The organism is Affinundibacterium baiyunense (genome assembly GCF_018139645.1).
GTDB lineage: Bacteria > Pseudomonadota > Gammaproteobacteria > Burkholderiales > Burkholderiaceae_D > Undibacterium > Undibacterium baiyunense.
Genome location: NZ_JAGSPM010000002.1, coordinates 494,277 through 511,174 on the forward strand (window position 1 = coordinate 494,277; position 16,898 = coordinate 511,174).

Below are 16,898 nucleotides of genomic sequence, written 5' to 3' on the forward strand. Positions count from 1 at the left end.
TCACAGGCCGCGCTGCATTAAGCAATTAGGATCGTAAATTAACCCACCATATCGCGCTGCAAACGACGTGGTACTTCCCAGTCTAATTCCCAATCACGTTTTTTTTCTAAAGCATCGATGTGCTTGAGTTTTTTGTCTTCTATAAATTTGCCTGACAAGATTAATTTCGGCTTCGTTGGGGCTGAGACAAAACCGCGGCTTTCCCATAAAGAGCGTTTGACTGTGGTAGCTGCCAAAATACCGTAATCGGCACCGCAGGTAATACCTTTTTCGGCGACCAGTGCTTCGCCCGCTTTAATGTACTTTGCCGCATAGACTGTGCCTTTGGTGGCGATCCAACGACCGCTATGGATTTCGCCATTGAGGCTAGTAATTTGTCCGACCGCGCGTATCGTACCCCAAGCGCTAATGTCACCGTGACTATGTACCGAACCTACGTTTAGATTTCCTTGGCAGATGACTTCGCCTGCGAACAAGCCGCCATTGATCGCGATATCGGTTTCGCTAAAGACTTCACCTTTGACGTTGACATCTCCATCGACCGCAATCGCAATCGCACTTAAATGGCCGCCAACATATTGCACTTCAGCGACGTCTAACACATCGTCCAACTGCAAATTTCCGTGGCAATCCAACACATCACAAGATAAATAGCCGAGTACCTGAATGTCGCCATAACCGCCAAAGGTTTCGTGATGCGCGTCGCGCTTTAAGATTGCTGGATGAACTAATTTATCCATGTAAGCGCTACCATCTTTAGCAGGTTTGGCTTGGTCTAGTTCAAGTAAGCGTGCCATCCATTCGGCGTTACAGCCTGTTTTCAGGAGAAACTCAACTTCGATATCGCCAGCGCAATCCAAAGCTTGACCGACATATAGCGATTGAACTTTGATATCGCCAGTGACGGTTAATTTGCCTAGACAAAAAACTTCTTCTGCTTCGAGATTGCCATCAACTAATAAATCACCGCCGATGATGACTTGATTGGTAATTTGTAAGTCGCCTTGAATGTGGGCATCACCGGTGCTAGCGAATTGCTTTCGTTTTAGTTTCTTTGCTAAAAATGGCGCTGGTGCAGAAGTGGTCATAATGGGCTCTTTGTATCGGTGAAAAATTAAGATGGTAAAGAATCTAGGCGTCCTGCATCTGCTAGTTCGCGGATAATTCGGATGGTATCGATGTCAGCTTCTTTATACGCTTCACGTCGATAGGTTTCGTACATTTCGTCTTCTGAATTGGCTTGGTTAGTCTGGCCATTATCGTATTCAAATCGCACAAATAAAGCAGATGGACTTGGTTCTTCGATACTCATACGTAGGCTTGACCTTGCAATGTCACTTTGTGCGGGAACGTCATAATGTACGTGGGCATGGTGCACAAAGCTAACCTGATCGGTAATTAGCAGATCGCCATAACGTAGGCTGCGCGTCATGCTTACTTCGTTGCGTTCGGTGATGGTGCATTCATCGATGTAATCAACAAATAGTTTTGGCGCTTCAGCCTTTAGCACCAACCCACGCCACAATTGTTCGCGCGTAATGATTGCCATGGTCGGATTGCTTAAATCGTTGATTTCTACCAAGTGTTCAAATTTCATAGTAAATCCTTGTTGTAGCAAAGCAGTTTACACCGCTTATGCAGGCCACACCATCTTCTTGCGATAGGGGTTGATTATTTTGTAAGGTAATGAGCGTGCTTTATTTGGATGGATGCTTGAACGCTGCCCACAGCAAAATTGCCCATCCCGCCAGGAAAGCGACGCCACCGATTGGGGTAATTGCGCCGAGTATCCGAATTCCCGTGAAAGCTAATAAATATAAACTACCACTGAACAGAAAAATGCCCACCAGCATACAAATTGCGCTTAGGCGTATTGGTTTGGCTTGCCAGCGTGAGGATAGATTTGCCAAGGCCAATAAAGCTAAACCGTGCAACATTTGATATTGCACAGCGGTCTGCCAAATACTCAGCATGTCGGCACTGAGTATCGCTTTCAAGCCATGTGCGCCGAATGCGCCAGCCGCAATTGCGATAAAAAGATTGATGGATGCATATGCGATTAGATGGCGTTCTTGCATAAGAGCTGTTTTCGTAAATGAGATCGTAAATGAGAACGACCATGATAAAAAAATGACCGGGCTAGCCGGTCATTTTTCTGCTGCGTTCTGCTGCAAAGTGAATTAGACAAAGCTGCGATTCAAGAAGAATTTTAACATGTCGTCAGTCACTCCATTGTTCTAGCTCAGGCTGCTGATTTCGTTTGCGTATCGGCATTTGAAGTACGCCCAAATTCTGCCAACAGTTTCGCTTCTTTTTCTTTGGCTAATTTGAAATGACGTTCTTTCACATGACCGTAGCCACGAATATCTTCGGGGATACTAGCAATCGCTACTGCTTTCGATAAATTGTCGGCATTTAATTGTGGTAACAATTTATTGATCAATTGTTTGTATTCGATTGGTAAAGCACGTTCCATGCGACGCTCTTCGGTGTAGCCAAAGATGTCCAACGCTGTTCCACGTAAGGATTTGAAACTCGCCAAGACACCAAATGCCTTCATCATCCATGGACCAAACTGTTGCTTGATCAATTCACCTTTTTCATTGCGCTTAGCGAACAGCGGTGGCGCGAGGTGGAAGTTAATCGCATAGTCACCTTCAAACATATCGGCAATCTTTTGTTTGAATTTGCCATCGGTGTACAAACGCGCGACTTCGTATTCGTCTTTGTAAGCCATCAATTTGAACAAATACTTCGCTACTGCTTCTGTCAGGCGCAAGCCTTTGCCATCGACTAATTTGCTTTCGGCGGCTTTGACTTGATTCACAAAATCGCTGTAGATTTGTGCATACGCGGTGTTTTGGTAATCCGTTAAGAAAGCAACGCGTTTTGCGATGATGTCGTCCAACGTTGGAGCGCGTTTGAGTTCGATGACTTGCGCTGGCGTCGTCAAACGCTGTACTGCTGCCAAATCGTTCGCGGCAATACGGCCCCAGTTGAACGCTTGCTTGTTGAAGTCAATTGCCACGCCATTCAATTCAATCGCGCGCATCAAAGCGGCTTCGCTCAACGGCACCCAGCCTTTTTGCCATGAATAACCGAGCATGAACATATTCGCTGCGATACTGTCGCCCATGAGTGCAGTCGCAATCGTGGTTGCATCGACCATATCAACACGGTCCTGACCGCAAGCTTTACGGATTTCGGCTTCGGCAGAACCTGCTGGGAATTGCCAGTTAGGATTCTTGATGAAGGTTGCTGTCGGGCTGCTGCTAGCGTTGATCGCGCCTTGAGTACGGCCTTCGCCCATACGAGAAACCGCATCTTTGCCTGCAGTGACGATCAAATCGCAACCGATGACCAAATCAGCCATGCCGGTACCAACACGCGTCGATTGGATGTCTTCCGCTTTGTTAGCTAAACGCACGTGCGACATCACCGCGCCGCCTTTTTGCGCCAAGCCTGTCATGTCCAGCACTGAGCAAGATTTACCTTGTAAGTGCGCTGCCATCGCCATGATTTGGCCAATCGTAATCACGCCTGTACCACCCACACCGGTGACGATCACGCCATACGGCGTTGCGGTGCTTGGCAACACTGGTGCTGGCAAACTGCTGACGTCAAATGCGCCACCCGCTTCGACCTTGGTCTTCGCTGGCTTCTTCAATTTGCCGCCTTCAACTGTCACAAAACTTGGGCAGAAACCATTCACGCAAGAATAATCCTTGTTACAGGAAGATTGATTGATCTGACGCTTGCGACCAAATTCAGTCTCTAGAGGCTCAACGGATAAGCAATTCGATTGCACGCCGCAATCGCCGCAGCCTTCGCAGACCGCTTCATTGATGACCGCGCGTTTGGCTGGATCAGGGAAACCTGGCTTACCGTCTTTACCGATTTTTTTGCGGCGACGACGTTTTTCTGAAGCACAGGTTTGATCGTAAATCATCGCGGACACGCCTTTGCATTCGCGCAATTCGCGTTGTACCGCATCGAGTTCGCTACGATGACGAACGGTGACACCCGCTGCCCAAGGATAATTCGCGGGATATTTTTCTGGCTCATCCGTCACCACAATAATCGGTGATACGCCCTCTGCCGCAATCTGACGGGAAATCATGCCCGGATCGAGTGGGCCGTCAAATTCTTGACCACCCGTCATCGCGACGGCGTCGTTAAATAAAATCTTGTACGTGATATTCACGTTACCGGAAACGGCAGCGCGGATCGCCAGCAGGCCTGAGTGATAGTAAGTACCGTCACCCAAGTTAGAGAACACATGCTTCTCGTTGGTAAATGGTGCTGCGCCAACCCAAGTCACACCTTCGCCGCCCATGTGCGTAAAAGTCGTGGATTCACGGTCCATCCATGTCACCATGTAGTGGCAACCGATACCGGCTAAAGCGCGGCTACCTTCTGGCACTTTGGTTGAAGTATTGTGTGGGCAACCTGAGCAGAAATGCGGAATACGATCTTTATTCGCATCTGGCTTAGAAACGGAATTCAAGGCCGCTTCTTTCGCTTCTAAATAAGCGACGCGTTCTTTGACTTGTTGCTCGACTGGATGACCAGCGTAATAACGACTTACACGTGAAGCGATCGCATGCGCGATCTGCGCTGGACTCAGTTCATAGGTCGCTGGCAATAACCATTCGCCGTGACCACTGCCCTGAATATTGGTCCATTCACCAGTGTCATCAAACTTACCTACCACGCGCGGACGTGCTGCTTCTTCCCAGTGGTAGAGCTCTTCTTTCAGCGCGTATTCGAGAATCTGACGCTTTTCTTCAACCACCAAAATTTCTTCCAGACCGGTCGCAAACTCACGCACGCCGTCGGATTCTAAAGGCCAAGTCAGGCCAATTTTATACAGACGAATACCGATGTCTTTCGCGACTTGTTCATCAATGCCGAGATCAGCCAAAGCTTGGCGTGTATCGAGGTAAGACTTACCTGCGGTGATAATACCGATCTTCGCGTTCGGGCTATCCCAGATAATTTGATTGAGCTTATTGGCACGCGCATAAGCTAAAGCCGCGTACCATTTGTAATTATTCATGCGCGTTTCTTGCGCCAAGATTGGATCAGGTGTGCGGATGTGTACACCGTCGGCTGGCATCACGAAGTCGGTTGGAATGACGGGCTTGACGCGATCTGGATCAATATCCACCACGCAACCAGATTCAACGATATCGGTCACGCATTTCATCGCGACCCACAAACCGGTGTAGCGTGACATCGCGATACCGTGTAGACCGTAATCCAGATATTCTTGTACTGATGATGGGTATAAAACTGGAATACCGCATGCTTTCAAAATATGTTCACTTTGATGTGCGGCAGTGGAGGATTTCGCTGCATGATCATCGCCAGCAATCACCAATACACCACCGTGTGGCGAAGTGCCTGCCAAGTTCGCATGTTTGAACACGTCACCGCAACGATCCACGCCTGGACCTTTGCCATACCACACGCCGAACACGCCATCATATTTGGCGCCGGGGAATAGATTCACTTGCTGCGTACCCCACACCGAAGTTGCGGCTAAATCTTCGTTCACGCCTGGGTGGAATTTAACGTGATATTTGTCCAAATGTTTTTTAGCTTTGGCAGCGGTCATATCGACCGCACCGAGCGGCGAACCGCGATAGCCAGTTAAGAAACCAGCCGTATTCAAACCGGCTTTTTCATCGGCTTGACGTTGCAACATGGTCAAACGAATCAAGGCTTGCGTACCGGTCATAAAAGCACGACCACGTTCTAAAGTGTACTTGTCGTCGAGAGAGATATTGGTGTTGATGGCGGCATCCGCTATTGCGGATTGCTCGTTCTTATTTGGTGAATTCATGCTGCCTCCGGAATCTTTTTTAGTGTGGCTTGGGTTTGCCTTTGCCATGAGCGGAAAATGCTAGCTTGTGGCTACATCATACGCTCAAAGCAGGAAAACAATCTGTAAAAATCTGTGCGAACTCACTGAGTTAGCTAGCGTGCTGACACGATGATGCAAAGAGTTTTTTGGGATGCTTATACTGTCAAAATATGCTTACTAATTTGCTTAATACCTTGCTTATTACCTTTGGTATTAAGTTGATCAATTAAGCACATTTATTTTGAGGCTCGCACAGTAACATGCGTCACTTTGACTCCCCATGCACAGTCACTAGCAAAAAGACCGATACAGTATGGCAGACAATTTACCTAAGTGTACTGGTTGATATGTTAAGCTAAGTAATATTCCTAAGCTCTTTAGGACGCATTGGCGCTAATTTAACTAGAAAAATTATACAAATCTGCGAGAATGCAGAACGAAGTTTCATTTCTTAGCGAGAGGAAGAAACCAATATGCCATCTGCTCGTCGATCTCTACTATCCGTTTTGATGCGCCCATGTTTATATTTGATGGGCAAATTTAGTTTGCGCTTCAAATTATTGGGAATGCTGGGAAGTGTTTTATTGATTAGCTTGTGTTTTGGCGTTGCAGTATTACTTGCGCAGATGCAAGGTCTGGAAAGTGTTGATACACGGCAAGCTGGTCTTGAACTATTGCGGCAAAGTGGGCGAGCGCTCAGTCTCGTGCAGCAAATCCGTGCTGCTGGAAACGCGAATCTAGATCCTTCAAATCAAGAAAAATTGCGTGTTGCGCTGTCGAATATCACCACGCTATCCACGGTATTGACGCAATTAAAGCAGCAAGATCACGGACGTTTGCGCATAGAAGCGCAAGAATTAAGCAGTCTACTGTCGAGTTTGGCTAGTGATTTCTCGAATCAAAAATACCCCCTCGATGCGCAAGCAAGGCAAAATCTAGACCAATTAGAAACAAAGCTGTTGGTTTTTTCTAACAGTGCAGTACAGAAAAGTGGCCTGTTGCAAGATGCGGATGCGACGACTTATTCATTGGCAGATTTAGCCTTGAACAAGCTCACTACATTGAATGTGCTGCTATCCAAAATAGTGATGTCAGCAAGTCAATCGGCACAGGACAGCACGCAGGATGGTGTGCCGGACTTAAGTAAATCTTCAATACAAATAGCACAGTTATCTTTGCTAAGAGAGCAATTGCAAATCGCGTCTGTGGTTAGTCAGTCTATGCACCTTACATGGTCGCAAAATGGCGATGCAGCTCCTTCTTCTTACAGTGAGGCGCAACAAGCGAATCAACAACTTTTGGTATCTTTGCAAAAAATAAGTGGTGAGCAAATTGCGGCCAATCTAGCCAACGAGATACGCACACAAGCACAACTGGCTCTGACAAAAAATGATGTTTTGCAAGTCGAGCTACAGAAGCGCGTGTCCGATTTATTACAAGAGCGTGCTAAGTCTTTGCGCTGGTTTGTTTACATGTTGCTTGTTGTTTTGTTGGGCATGAGTTTCGCGACGATTTATTTGTCGTTTGGTTTCTATTTGAATTTGCTCCATGCGGTGAAGGACTTAGAGCATGCCGCAGAAGTGGTCGCTTCGGGCGACTTAACCACAACGACGAAGCTAGAAGGTAGTGACGAATTATCGAAGACTGCACTTGCGATTGATAAGGCGAATTTTAATTTGTCTGCATTGGTCGCCAACGTTCGTACCAATGCCAGCATGGTGCTGGAGCTAGGCAAAGAATTGTCTGAAGACATTGGGCGCATGGCGATTCGAACTGAGCAACAAGCCAATAGCCTGGTAGATACCGCGAGCAATATGGGAACGCTCAGCGAAACCGTCAAGAATAATGCCGCCAATGCGCAATCGGTCGATAACTTAGCATCGAATGTGCGAATGATTGCTGAATCGAGTAATGAAACGATGCGTGCAGCAGTCGATACCATGCAGGGCATCCATGCGAGTTCGATCAAAGTGCATGAGATCGTGAGTATGATCGATAAAATTGCATTTCAAACCGACATCCTAGCTTTGAATGCCGCGGTTGAAGCAGCGCACGCTGGCGAGCAAGGGCGTGGTTTCGCGGTGGTTGCGAATGAAGTACGGGGATTAGCACAGCGTACCGCCGATTCTGCTCGGCAAATTCGCAATTTGATTGATGATTCGGTGCATAGGGTGGAAACGGGAGTGAAGCAAATTCACGAAGTCAACACGACCCTGTCGGAAATCGTGGCCGGTATTCGTAGTTTGGCAACTGATATCAAAGCTATTTCAACCGCATCGATAGAACAAAGCCAAAGTTTGATTCATATTTCACAAGCAGTTCATGAGCTAGATGAAATTACCAAAAGCAATAGCGCGATGGTGGATAACGCAAAATCAGCCTCAGCCGAACTTGGCTCGCGTGCAGAAAAGCTAACCACAGTCGTTGCAGCGTTTAAGCTACGTCAAGGTACTGCTGACGAAGCACATAGTTTAGTCAAAAAAGCGATGAGTCTATTCAAAACACAGGGTATGGATTTATTGGATTACATTACGCGCGATCCGCACAAAATGTTTGCCGATCGTGATATGTACGTGTTTGCTTTTGATCGTCGTGGTCAATATCGGGCTTTTGCTGGCAATGCCGCGAAATTAGAGGTGAACTTGTTTAATGTGCCCGGTTTGGATGGACGAAAATTGGTGGCAGATGCCTTTGATCTACCCGAAAAAGGCGGCTGGGTTGATTACGCTATCGAAAATCCTCTGTTGAAGCGCGTCGAGATTAAAACTTCTTACATCGAACGGATTAGCGACGATATCGTGGTCGGTTGTGGTGTGTATAAGTCAGTCTAAGTGAGAACACACGTTATAATCACAGTATGAAACTCCAATTTACAAAAATGCATGGTGCCGGCAATGATTTCATTGTGATTGACGCCATCAATCAATCGGTTCAATTTTCAACTGAACAATGGCGCGCACTCGCTGACCGTCGTTTTGGCATAGGCGCAGATCAAATTCTTGTGGTCGAAGCGGCACCCAGTGCGGATCTTGATTTTCGTTATCGCATCTTTAATGCCGATGGCGGTGAAGTCGAACAATGTGGCAATGGCTCGCGTGCTTTTGTCCGCTTTGTTGTGGATAAAGGTTTAACAAACAAGTCAAAAATTCGCGTACTCACCATGTCTGGCGTCATCGAACCAGAAATCGCTGCGGATGGCAGAATCACCGTGAATATGGGCGTGCCGAGTTTTGCACCGATTGATTCTGATTTTGACGCAGAGGGTTTAGCGAATCGCCAGCAAGCAAACGATACCTTGTATGTGTTGCCTTTAGCCGATCATGTGGTGGAGGTTTCTTGCGTTTCTATGGGTAATCCACATGCGGTACAAATCGTCGACGATGTGGCACTTCATCCGGTGGCAGTTGAAGGCTCAGTGATAGGGCGTCATCCATTATTCACCAAAAGAGTTAATGCAGGCTTCATGCAAGTGTGCGATACACATCATGTGAAATTGCGTGTCTATGAACGTGGCGCTGGTGAAACTTTGGCCTGCGGCACAGGAGCTTGTGCCGCGGTTGTCGCAGGAATACGGCGTGGCGTGTTGCAAAGCCCGGTTGAGGTGGCGATGCGTGGCGGTGACTTGCAAATTGCATGGGCAGGCGAAGGACAAGCCGTCTATTTGAGCGGACCCGCGGTGGCAGTTTTTGAGGGCGAGATTGAAATCCCTGATAGCACTAACAGCTGAGTTTCGATAAAAATCAAACGACGAATTGCAAAATCAAATTTAAAAATTGAATTAAGAACTGAATTAAGAATAGAGTAAGCACACAATGAATAGCAACGACATCGCTGAATACCTAAGTCAGCATCCCCATTTTTTTGAAGAACATGCTGAACTGCTGGCGCAGATTAAATTGACTAGTCCGGTGATGGGACGCACGATTTCTTTGCAAGAACGGCAAATGGAAATCGTGCGTGAAAAATTAAAAGTTATGGAATTGCGTTTGTCTGATCTGATGCGAGTCGCACAAGACAATGATGTGATTACGGATCGTTTTCAGCAATGGACGCGCGAATTATTGTTAGCACGTAATGACGTCGACTTACCTTATATTTTGACGCGCAGTCTGCAAGAAATTTTTGATTTGCCACACGCTACTTTGCGTTTATGGAATGTGGCGCCAGATTTCACACACACCTGGTTTGCTGCACCAACGACAGAAGATGTCCAGCTTTTCGCGAAAGGTTTGCGTACTCCATTTTGCGGCGCGAATAATGATTTTGAAGCGGCAGCATGGATAGAATCTGATCAAGCGGTGGCCTCGATTGCGATGTTGCCTTTGCGCTTGAGTTTGGATGAGGCTTGTTTTGGCTTATTGGTACTTGGTTCGCCTGATTCCGCGCGTTTTACCAAAGACATGGCGACCGATTTCTTATCAAAAATTGCTGATACTTCGAGTGCAGCATTGTTATGCATGATAGACGCCTAGCATTTACATAGGTTGACGATGACGACAACAACGCAGGGCGACTGGATAGCCACTTATCTTGATGTTCTGCGTCACCAACGTCAATTGTCTGAACACTCAATTCAAGCGTATTCTTTAGATTTAGCCGAGCTACAGCAATTTGCTGGACAAAAAAGCTTGGATAGTTTGACGTATTTTGATATTCGTCGACTCACTTCACAACTCCACGCACAGCAACTCAATCCACGCAGCATCGCACGCAAATTATCCAGTTGGCGTGGTTTTTATCGCTGGCTAGCAGAACAAACTGCACTGCCAGCGAATCCTGTCGAGGGCATTAAAGCGCCCAAAAAAGCGAAGTCTTTGCCGAAAGCCTTGGGTGCAGACGATGCGGTTCAATTGGTTTCGCATCACGGTAGTGATGAAGCGACACCTTTAGCGAATCGAGCGATGTTTGAGCTATTGTACTCAAGCGGTTTGCGTGTCTCTGAGTTAGTGAGCCTCGATGTGCGCGACTTTAGTGATGCGCGCTATACCAGTCTAGGTTGGGTCGATCTGGCGCAAGCGGAAGTGCATGTGACGGGAAAAGGAAATAAGCAACGCATCGTTCCTGTAGGTCAAGCTGCTTTAAGCGCGCTGCAAGATTGGTTGGCGATTCGTCCCACATTAGTCAAGCTAGAAACCGCAGCGCTGTTTTTGAATGAACGCGGCAATCGTATGTCCGTACGATCAGTGCAATTACGCTTAAAAGCCCATGCGCAAGCAATCGGTATTCCCGCTGACGTGCATCCGCATGTGTTGCGCCATTCTTTTGCCTCGCATGTATTGCAATCCTCTGGTGATCTGCGTGCGGTTCAAGAGATGCTAGGCCATAGCTCGATTGCTGCAACACAGGTATATACCGCATTAGATTTCCAACATCTGGCGCAGGTGTATGACGCTACCCATCCACGGGCAAAAAAATGATTTGTCTGGTATCTGCTGGCATGACAAATGTCAGGTAAATGTAATGGCAAAATGCTCTAAGAAAAATCTTAAAATTGCCGCACTATGCTGAGGTTCTGTGTATTTTTTAACAGGCGATGTGTAGCCATTACGAATGGCATCGAAGAATAAAATCAAAGGAGAATCATGTCACTTTCTATGCAGTTCAATGATCTATGGCACAGAGAGTGGATGCCTGCTCGTTACGGCAAAGCACCCTATTTCTGGCTATTGTCGTTTGTATTTTTTGCTTGGAAGTATGTTTATGTAACGCCCAGTGTGCTTGAGCTAAGTTTGATTGCGCTGAGTATTTTGGTTTTCTTGCCGATTTATTTATACAGTTTTTGGGTACATGATTGGCGCGCCGCTGTCTGCATTGTGATTACCTGTAGCTTTGGATTGTTATGGGCAAAGTTTAATCCTGGTGGCTCGACTTTCGTTATCTTCGCCGCCGCGATGTGTTCGCGATTTCAACGCGATCCACGGCAAGCCTATTTGGCATTAGCGATCGTTTGGACGTTTGTTGCGATTTGCAGTTATGTGTTTCAATTTAGCGCCACGTTTTGGGTGCCAGCTTTGATCTTTAGTATTCCTAGTACGATTGGTGCGATTATTGGCGAGCGACTTGAACGCGCCAACGCTAAATTATTTCGTAAGCAAGAAGAGATCGAACATCTGGCGCGATTGGCAGAGCGTGAGCGGATTGCACGTGACTTGCATGATTTGCTTGGACATACTTTGTCGGTGATTACTTTGAAAGCAGAACTCGCGCGTAAATTATTTGGGCGTGATCAAGCTGCCTGTCAGAAAGAGATCGTCGACATCGAACAAACCGCGCGTGAGGCTTTAGCTGAAGTGCGCGCCGCCGTGCTCGGTTATCGTGATACGGGTTTAGCGCATGAATTGCGCGGTGCGCGTAATACCTTAGATTCCGCTAAAGTAAAATTCATTACTGAGCTTGAAGCTGAGTTTGATGTCGGATCAGAGATCAAAGCTTTACCCGCTGCCGTCGAGAATGTTATTGCTTTAGCCTTACGTGAGGCGATCACCAATATCATCCGACACTCACAAGCAACGGTTTGTCATTTGCGGCTTCATAGTGACGATGAGCATGTTTATTTCCATCTTTCTGATAATGGTTTCGAGGGGCTTACCGATATCCCTAAGCTTGAAAAAGGAAATGGGCTAAGTGGTATGAGTGAACGTGTTAGAGCGCTCGGCGGTCAATTACAAACTAGCTGTCAACAAGGGGTCGCAATCGATATTGTGCTTCCACTAAAATCAGGAAATGAATAGGTATGATTAAAATTATTTTGGCAGAAGATCAGGTATTGGTATCTGGCGCTTTGGTCGCTTTGTTGAAGCTTGAAGGGGATATTGACGTTTTAGGCCAAGCGAAAAACGGTAAAGAAGCGCTGGAAATGTGTCAGCGATTGCAGCCTGATGTAGTGATTACCGATATAGAAATGCCCTTGATGACAGGCTTAGAACTTGCTGCCGAAATCGCTGAATTAAAGTTAGCTTCAAAAGTGATTGTGTTAACCACCTTCGCACGCGCTGGCTATTTACGTCGTGCGATGGCAAGTGGTGTCCGTGGCTATATGCTCAAGGATGCGCCAGCAGAAGATTTAGCTAAGGCGATTCGCACCGTGTATGCAGGTGGTCGCGCGATTGCGCCGGAGTTAGCGTTGGAGAGTTGGGGCGGCCAACAAGACCCACTCACTGAGCGCGAACGCCAAGTCTTACGTTTGGCAGGTACTGGTTCTAGCAGTGCGGAAATTGCAAAGTTGATGCATTTGTCGGAAGGGACAGTGCGTAATTATCTGTCCGAATCGATTAGCAAATTGCAGGCGAAAAATCGGGTTGAAGCATATCGACTAGCGCGTGACGAGGGATGGTTATAAGCTTAGCTACCGCGAAATCAAAATTGTGCGAAACGTTTATTTGATAGCGATACTTTGCATTAACTGAACGAAACTACGTAAAACGACGAAAAAAAAGCGACGCATTTGCGTCGCTTTTTTCATGCTGTTTTGCAGCCTACGCTAGGAGTTACTTCTGTTCTGCTTGGCCCATCACACTATTTCTACGTGCAAAAGCGAAGTAAACCACCAGTCCAACTACCGCCCAGATAGTGAAGTACTTGATCGTTGGGTTCCAACCCAAGCTCACGAATAACAATGCGCAACCTGCTAACGCAGCTGGACCAACCACCCAGATAAATGGTGTCTTAAATGGACGTGGACGGTTTGGTTGTGTTACACGCAAAATCATCACGCCCAAAGCAACGATGAAGAACGCGAACAAAGTACCAGAGTTAGAAATATCCGCCAACATACTGACTGGGAACATCGCTGCGAACAAGGATACAAAAACACCTGTTACGATCGTCACGATGTGTGGTGTATGGTAACGCTCATGAACCGCTGTAAATGCTTTTGGCATCAAACCATCGCGTGCCATGGTGAACAAAATACGTGTTTGACCAAAGATCATCATCAAGATAACGGAAGGCAATGCCAAGATCGCTGCGATACCAACCATATCACCAACCAATGGGTAGCCTAATTCGCGCAAGATGAACGCCAATGGTTCTTTTGATTGAGATAAAGCACCATTTGGTTGCGCACCAACTGCACCAACTGCTGCATAAGCAACCAACAGATAGAACACAGTACAAAGACCGAGTGAGCCAATCAAACCAATTGGTAAGTTGACGTTAGGATTCTTTGTTTCTTCCGCTGCTGTAGAAACCGCATCGAAACCAACGTAAGCAAAGAAGATAGAAGCAGATGCGCCCAATACACCAACGCCGGACAATGGTGTGCCCCAGCCATTTGGTAACATTGGTTCGAAGTTCGCTGCTTGTACTGCTGGCAATGCCAATACAACGAAAGTCGCCAAGGCTGCGATTTTGATGACAACCAAAATAGAAGTCACTTTTGCGCTTTTTGAAGTACCGATTACTAACAACCAAGTCACTAACAAGGAAATCAAGAAAGCGATCAAGTTGAACGCGCCGTGGCCAGTTGTACCGTCTGGCAAAGTGATCGTATCACCAGGACCCGCAGTTAACGCCAATGGCAGACCTGCGCCGATTGAGTGCAAGAAACCGTTTGCGTAGCCAGACCAACCAACCGCAACCGCACCAGCAGCAATCGCGTATTCGAGAATCAAAGACCAGCCAACAATCCAAGCAACCAATTCGCCCAAGACCGCGTAAGAATAGGTATACGCCGATCCAGAAACAGGCACCATCGCAGCGATTTCTGCATAAATTAAAGCGGTCAATGCGCAAACAAAACCTGCGATGACGAAGCTATACATCATGCCCGGGCCTGCTTTATTCGCAGCAACAGATGTCAAAACAAAAATACCTGTACCGATGATGGCACCAACGCCAAGCATCATCAGGTCAAACCAGCCTAGCTGGCGTTTTAGACCTTTCTTTTCTGCGGATTCCAGAATCTGGTCCAGCGACTTTACGCGATCAAAAAGCATAGTGTTTCCTTAAGGCAAATACGATAATTGAATTTCTTATTCCCGCTTGCCACGTTTTTCTAAGTAAAAAATAGCAAAAGGGATCTGTTTTGTGAAACTTGCGTAACATAAGCGATTTATAGCTAAACAGTAAAGAGTAAATCCGCTAAAAAACACGTTATGCGCATGTTTCAGACAAAATTTCTTCATTGCATAGCAACATAGTCCTGAATTGTGGTAGTGCAGCTACCGAGGACTGCGACGCTTTATTTGACGCGCGTCTTCGATTGATTCGTCGAATTTTAGTTCCCTGAGAACCGATAAATTTCCGTAGTGAAATAATATGTTAAAAATGAACCACTAGGCTCATTGTTATCTTTGCTTACTGGATTGCGAATTAAGCCGAAATAAGTGCAGAATTTTCAGCATTCATTTTTAGAACTCATTTTAGAGAAATTCCACAGACAGCGGAAAAGCCACCGTTAATCAGATTGGTCCGGTGTTCTTGCTTTATCGAAAGATGAATTAGTGTATATTCGATAGCGCTCCCAATGGCATGCCCTTGCTTGCCATCCAATTTATTTCTATTTGGATACATCATGTCATATCAGAATTTTCGTTTGATGCCAGCGAAGCTGATGCTTAGCTTGATTGCTGTAGCGCAATTTGGTGTAGCTCACATTGCTAGCGCTGAACCTTTGCAAAACAAGGAAGCGGTCAAAAAAGCCAAACCAGCCTCGCCTGCATCGCAAAAGGTCACGGGTTTGCTATATGAAATTCGCTTGCCACAAGATGCGCAACAGGCAACAGCCTCAGCCAAAAATGCCAGCAAACCGGTGGTTGCCTATTTATATGGCACGATTCATATCGCTAAGGCAAATTTCTATCCACTTTCTGCCCCAGTCCGTAAGGCTTATGCACAGTCAAACACGGTGGTGGTTGAGACCGATACCTCGGATGAGTCATCAAATCGTTCGGTGATTGGCAAATTGAGTTATGGCGTAGGTGATAAATTGCAAAACCATTTAACGCCTAGTACCTGGATGACATTGGGGGAAATGGCAGCAGAGTCTTTGCAGCAGTTCCAGTTTTATAAGCCAGTGCTAGTGGCGATGGGTCTAACGGTGAGTGCAGGAATGCAGCTTGGTTATGATCCGGCGCACGTACTAGACCGTCATTTCATTACGGCAGCAAAAAAAGATAAGAAAAATTTAATAGAGCTTGATAGCGTGCATTATCAAGCTGATGTTTTGGCTGGCTTGAATGATGAAGAAGGCGATGCAATCTTAATCAACACGCTAAATTCATTTAAGAACGGCGATATCAGTAGAGAATTTAATCGTATGAGCGAGGCGTGGTTAGCCGGAGATGCCGACAAGCTTGCACAAATTAATCTCGATGCGAGTAATCGTGATATCGGCTCAAAAAAAATCACGCAGAAATTGATGGATGACAGAAATCCAGCGATGGCAAAAAAGATTCAAGACTTGATGTTGGCTGGTAAGAAGCTATTTATCGTGATGGGATCTGGTCATTTAGCTGGCGAAAATAATTTACTTGCGTTGTTGCAGCAGCAAGGTCTACAGGTGAAGCAGATACGTTAATGAAGTCCACAGAAGAAATTCAAACGCCAATTGAACATCCATGGGTGATGTTGGAATCTCCCGCAGAGTTAGAAGGATGGATGGAGCTCAATAATCAAGAGTTGCAAAAACTGTTGGGGCAAAATGCATCACCGATAAATCAAGGGCAAGGTATTTGTTTGAGCTTGTCCCACGGTGGTGAAATCTATTTTCATACCAATGCAGATGGTGACGTACTGTTAGATGTGACACCTGAGGCACAGTGGGTGACGCCAGTGATTCTTGCTGTCAGTAAATTGAGCGCACCGAAAGGCCAGATTTGGTTACTGCCGCAGCATGTTTTGTTGCCCTTGCTGATGGGATTAAATCCTTTGATTGCAAGCAGTCGATTGGTGTTGAAACACGCTTATCGAATTCTGAAATAGCTTGATTAGTTTGAAGTGAGGATTGCCGCAGAAGCCCGTTGGCGAAAAGCAGATTTGTTGACGAGCGGCCTTCACCTCCTGCTTTGTTTTATTAGCCATGAATAAA

Annotated in this window: 13 protein-coding genes; 8 read left to right on the top strand and 5 right to left on the bottom strand. The window is 46.4% G+C overall.

Annotated elements, in window-relative coordinates:
- Positions 1-38 precede the first annotated feature (38 nt).
- From KDM92_RS05315 to KDM92_RS05330, 4 genes are all read right to left on the bottom strand, one after another.
- Positions 39-1,088: a polymer-forming cytoskeletal protein gene (locus KDM92_RS05315; RefSeq protein WP_189345209.1), complete on the bottom strand. Its 1,050-nt coding sequence runs from the start codon at positions 1,086-1,088 to the stop codon at positions 39-41.
- Positions 1,089-1,114: 26 nt separating this feature from the next.
- Entirely contained in the window at positions 1,115-1,597 is a 483-nt protein-coding gene (locus tag KDM92_RS05320) for an SRPBCC family protein (protein WP_212683342.1), read from the bottom strand.
- Positions 1,598-1,697: 100 nt separating this feature from the next.
- Positions 1,698-2,078, bottom strand: a complete 381-nt coding sequence (locus KDM92_RS05325) for a DUF423 domain-containing protein (protein WP_212683343.1) — start codon at positions 2,076-2,078, stop codon at positions 1,698-1,700.
- Positions 2,079-2,242: 164 nt separating this feature from the next.
- Positions 2,243-5,848 carry an indolepyruvate ferredoxin oxidoreductase family protein gene (locus KDM92_RS05330; RefSeq protein ID WP_212683344.1) on the bottom strand — a complete coding sequence of 1,202 codons (3,606 nt, stop codon included), beginning with the start codon at positions 5,846-5,848 and terminating at the stop codon, positions 2,243-2,245.
- Positions 5,849-6,342: 494 nt separating this feature from the next.
- Between KDM92_RS05330 and KDM92_RS05335 the strand changes: the two genes are divergently transcribed.
- The 6 genes from KDM92_RS05335 to KDM92_RS05360 all read left to right on the top strand — a co-directional run bounded on the left by KDM92_RS05335 (position 6,343) and on the right by KDM92_RS05360 (position 13,208).
- Positions 6,343-8,700, top strand: a complete 2,358-nt coding sequence (locus KDM92_RS05335; RefSeq protein WP_212683345.1) for a methyl-accepting chemotaxis protein — start codon at positions 6,343-6,345, stop codon at positions 8,698-8,700.
- A gap of 26 nt (positions 8,701-8,726) precedes the next feature.
- The gene (gene dapF / locus KDM92_RS05340; RefSeq protein ID WP_212683346.1) at positions 8,727-9,596 is read left to right on the top strand and encodes a diaminopimelate epimerase; all 870 of its coding nucleotides are present in this window, start codon (positions 8,727-8,729) and stop codon (positions 9,594-9,596) included.
- A gap of 85 nt (positions 9,597-9,681) precedes the next feature.
- Positions 9,682-10,341 carry a DUF484 family protein gene (locus KDM92_RS05345; RefSeq protein ID WP_212683347.1) on the top strand — a complete coding sequence of 220 codons (660 nt, stop codon included), beginning with the start codon at positions 9,682-9,684 and terminating at the stop codon, positions 10,339-10,341.
- A gap of 18 nt (positions 10,342-10,359) precedes the next feature.
- On the top strand, positions 10,360-11,286 hold the full coding sequence (xerC, locus tag KDM92_RS05350) for a tyrosine recombinase XerC (RefSeq protein ID WP_212683348.1): 927 nt from the start codon (positions 10,360-10,362) through the stop codon (positions 11,284-11,286).
- 165 nt (positions 11,287-11,451) lie between these two features.
- Positions 11,452-12,600, top strand: a complete 1,149-nt coding sequence (locus KDM92_RS05355) for a sensor histidine kinase (RefSeq protein WP_230408176.1) — start codon at positions 11,452-11,454, stop codon at positions 12,598-12,600.
- A 2-nt stretch (positions 12,601-12,602) separates the two neighbouring features.
- The gene (locus tag KDM92_RS05360) at positions 12,603-13,208 is read left to right on the top strand and encodes a response regulator transcription factor (RefSeq protein ID WP_212683349.1); all 606 of its coding nucleotides are present in this window, start codon (positions 12,603-12,605) and stop codon (positions 13,206-13,208) included.
- 148 nt (positions 13,209-13,356) lie between these two features.
- Here the strand turns inward: KDM92_RS05360 and KDM92_RS05365 are convergent, their stop codons facing one another.
- Entirely contained in the window at positions 13,357-14,805 is a 1,449-nt protein-coding gene (locus KDM92_RS05365; RefSeq protein WP_212683350.1) for an amino acid permease, read from the bottom strand.
- 578 nt (positions 14,806-15,383) lie between these two features.
- On the opposite strand from KDM92_RS05365, the gene KDM92_RS05370 reads away from it, so the two are divergent.
- Positions 15,384-16,388 carry a TraB/GumN family protein gene (locus KDM92_RS05370; RefSeq protein WP_212683351.1) on the top strand — a complete coding sequence of 335 codons (1,005 nt, stop codon included), beginning with the start codon at positions 15,384-15,386 and terminating at the stop codon, positions 16,386-16,388.
- A complete protein-coding gene (locus KDM92_RS05375; protein ID WP_212683352.1) occupies positions 16,388-16,792 on the top strand; it encodes a hypothetical protein in 405 nt (134 codons plus the stop codon). Before KDM92_RS05370 ends, KDM92_RS05375 begins: the two co-directional genes overlap by 1 nt.
- The last annotated feature ends 106 nt before the right edge of the window (positions 16,793-16,898 follow it).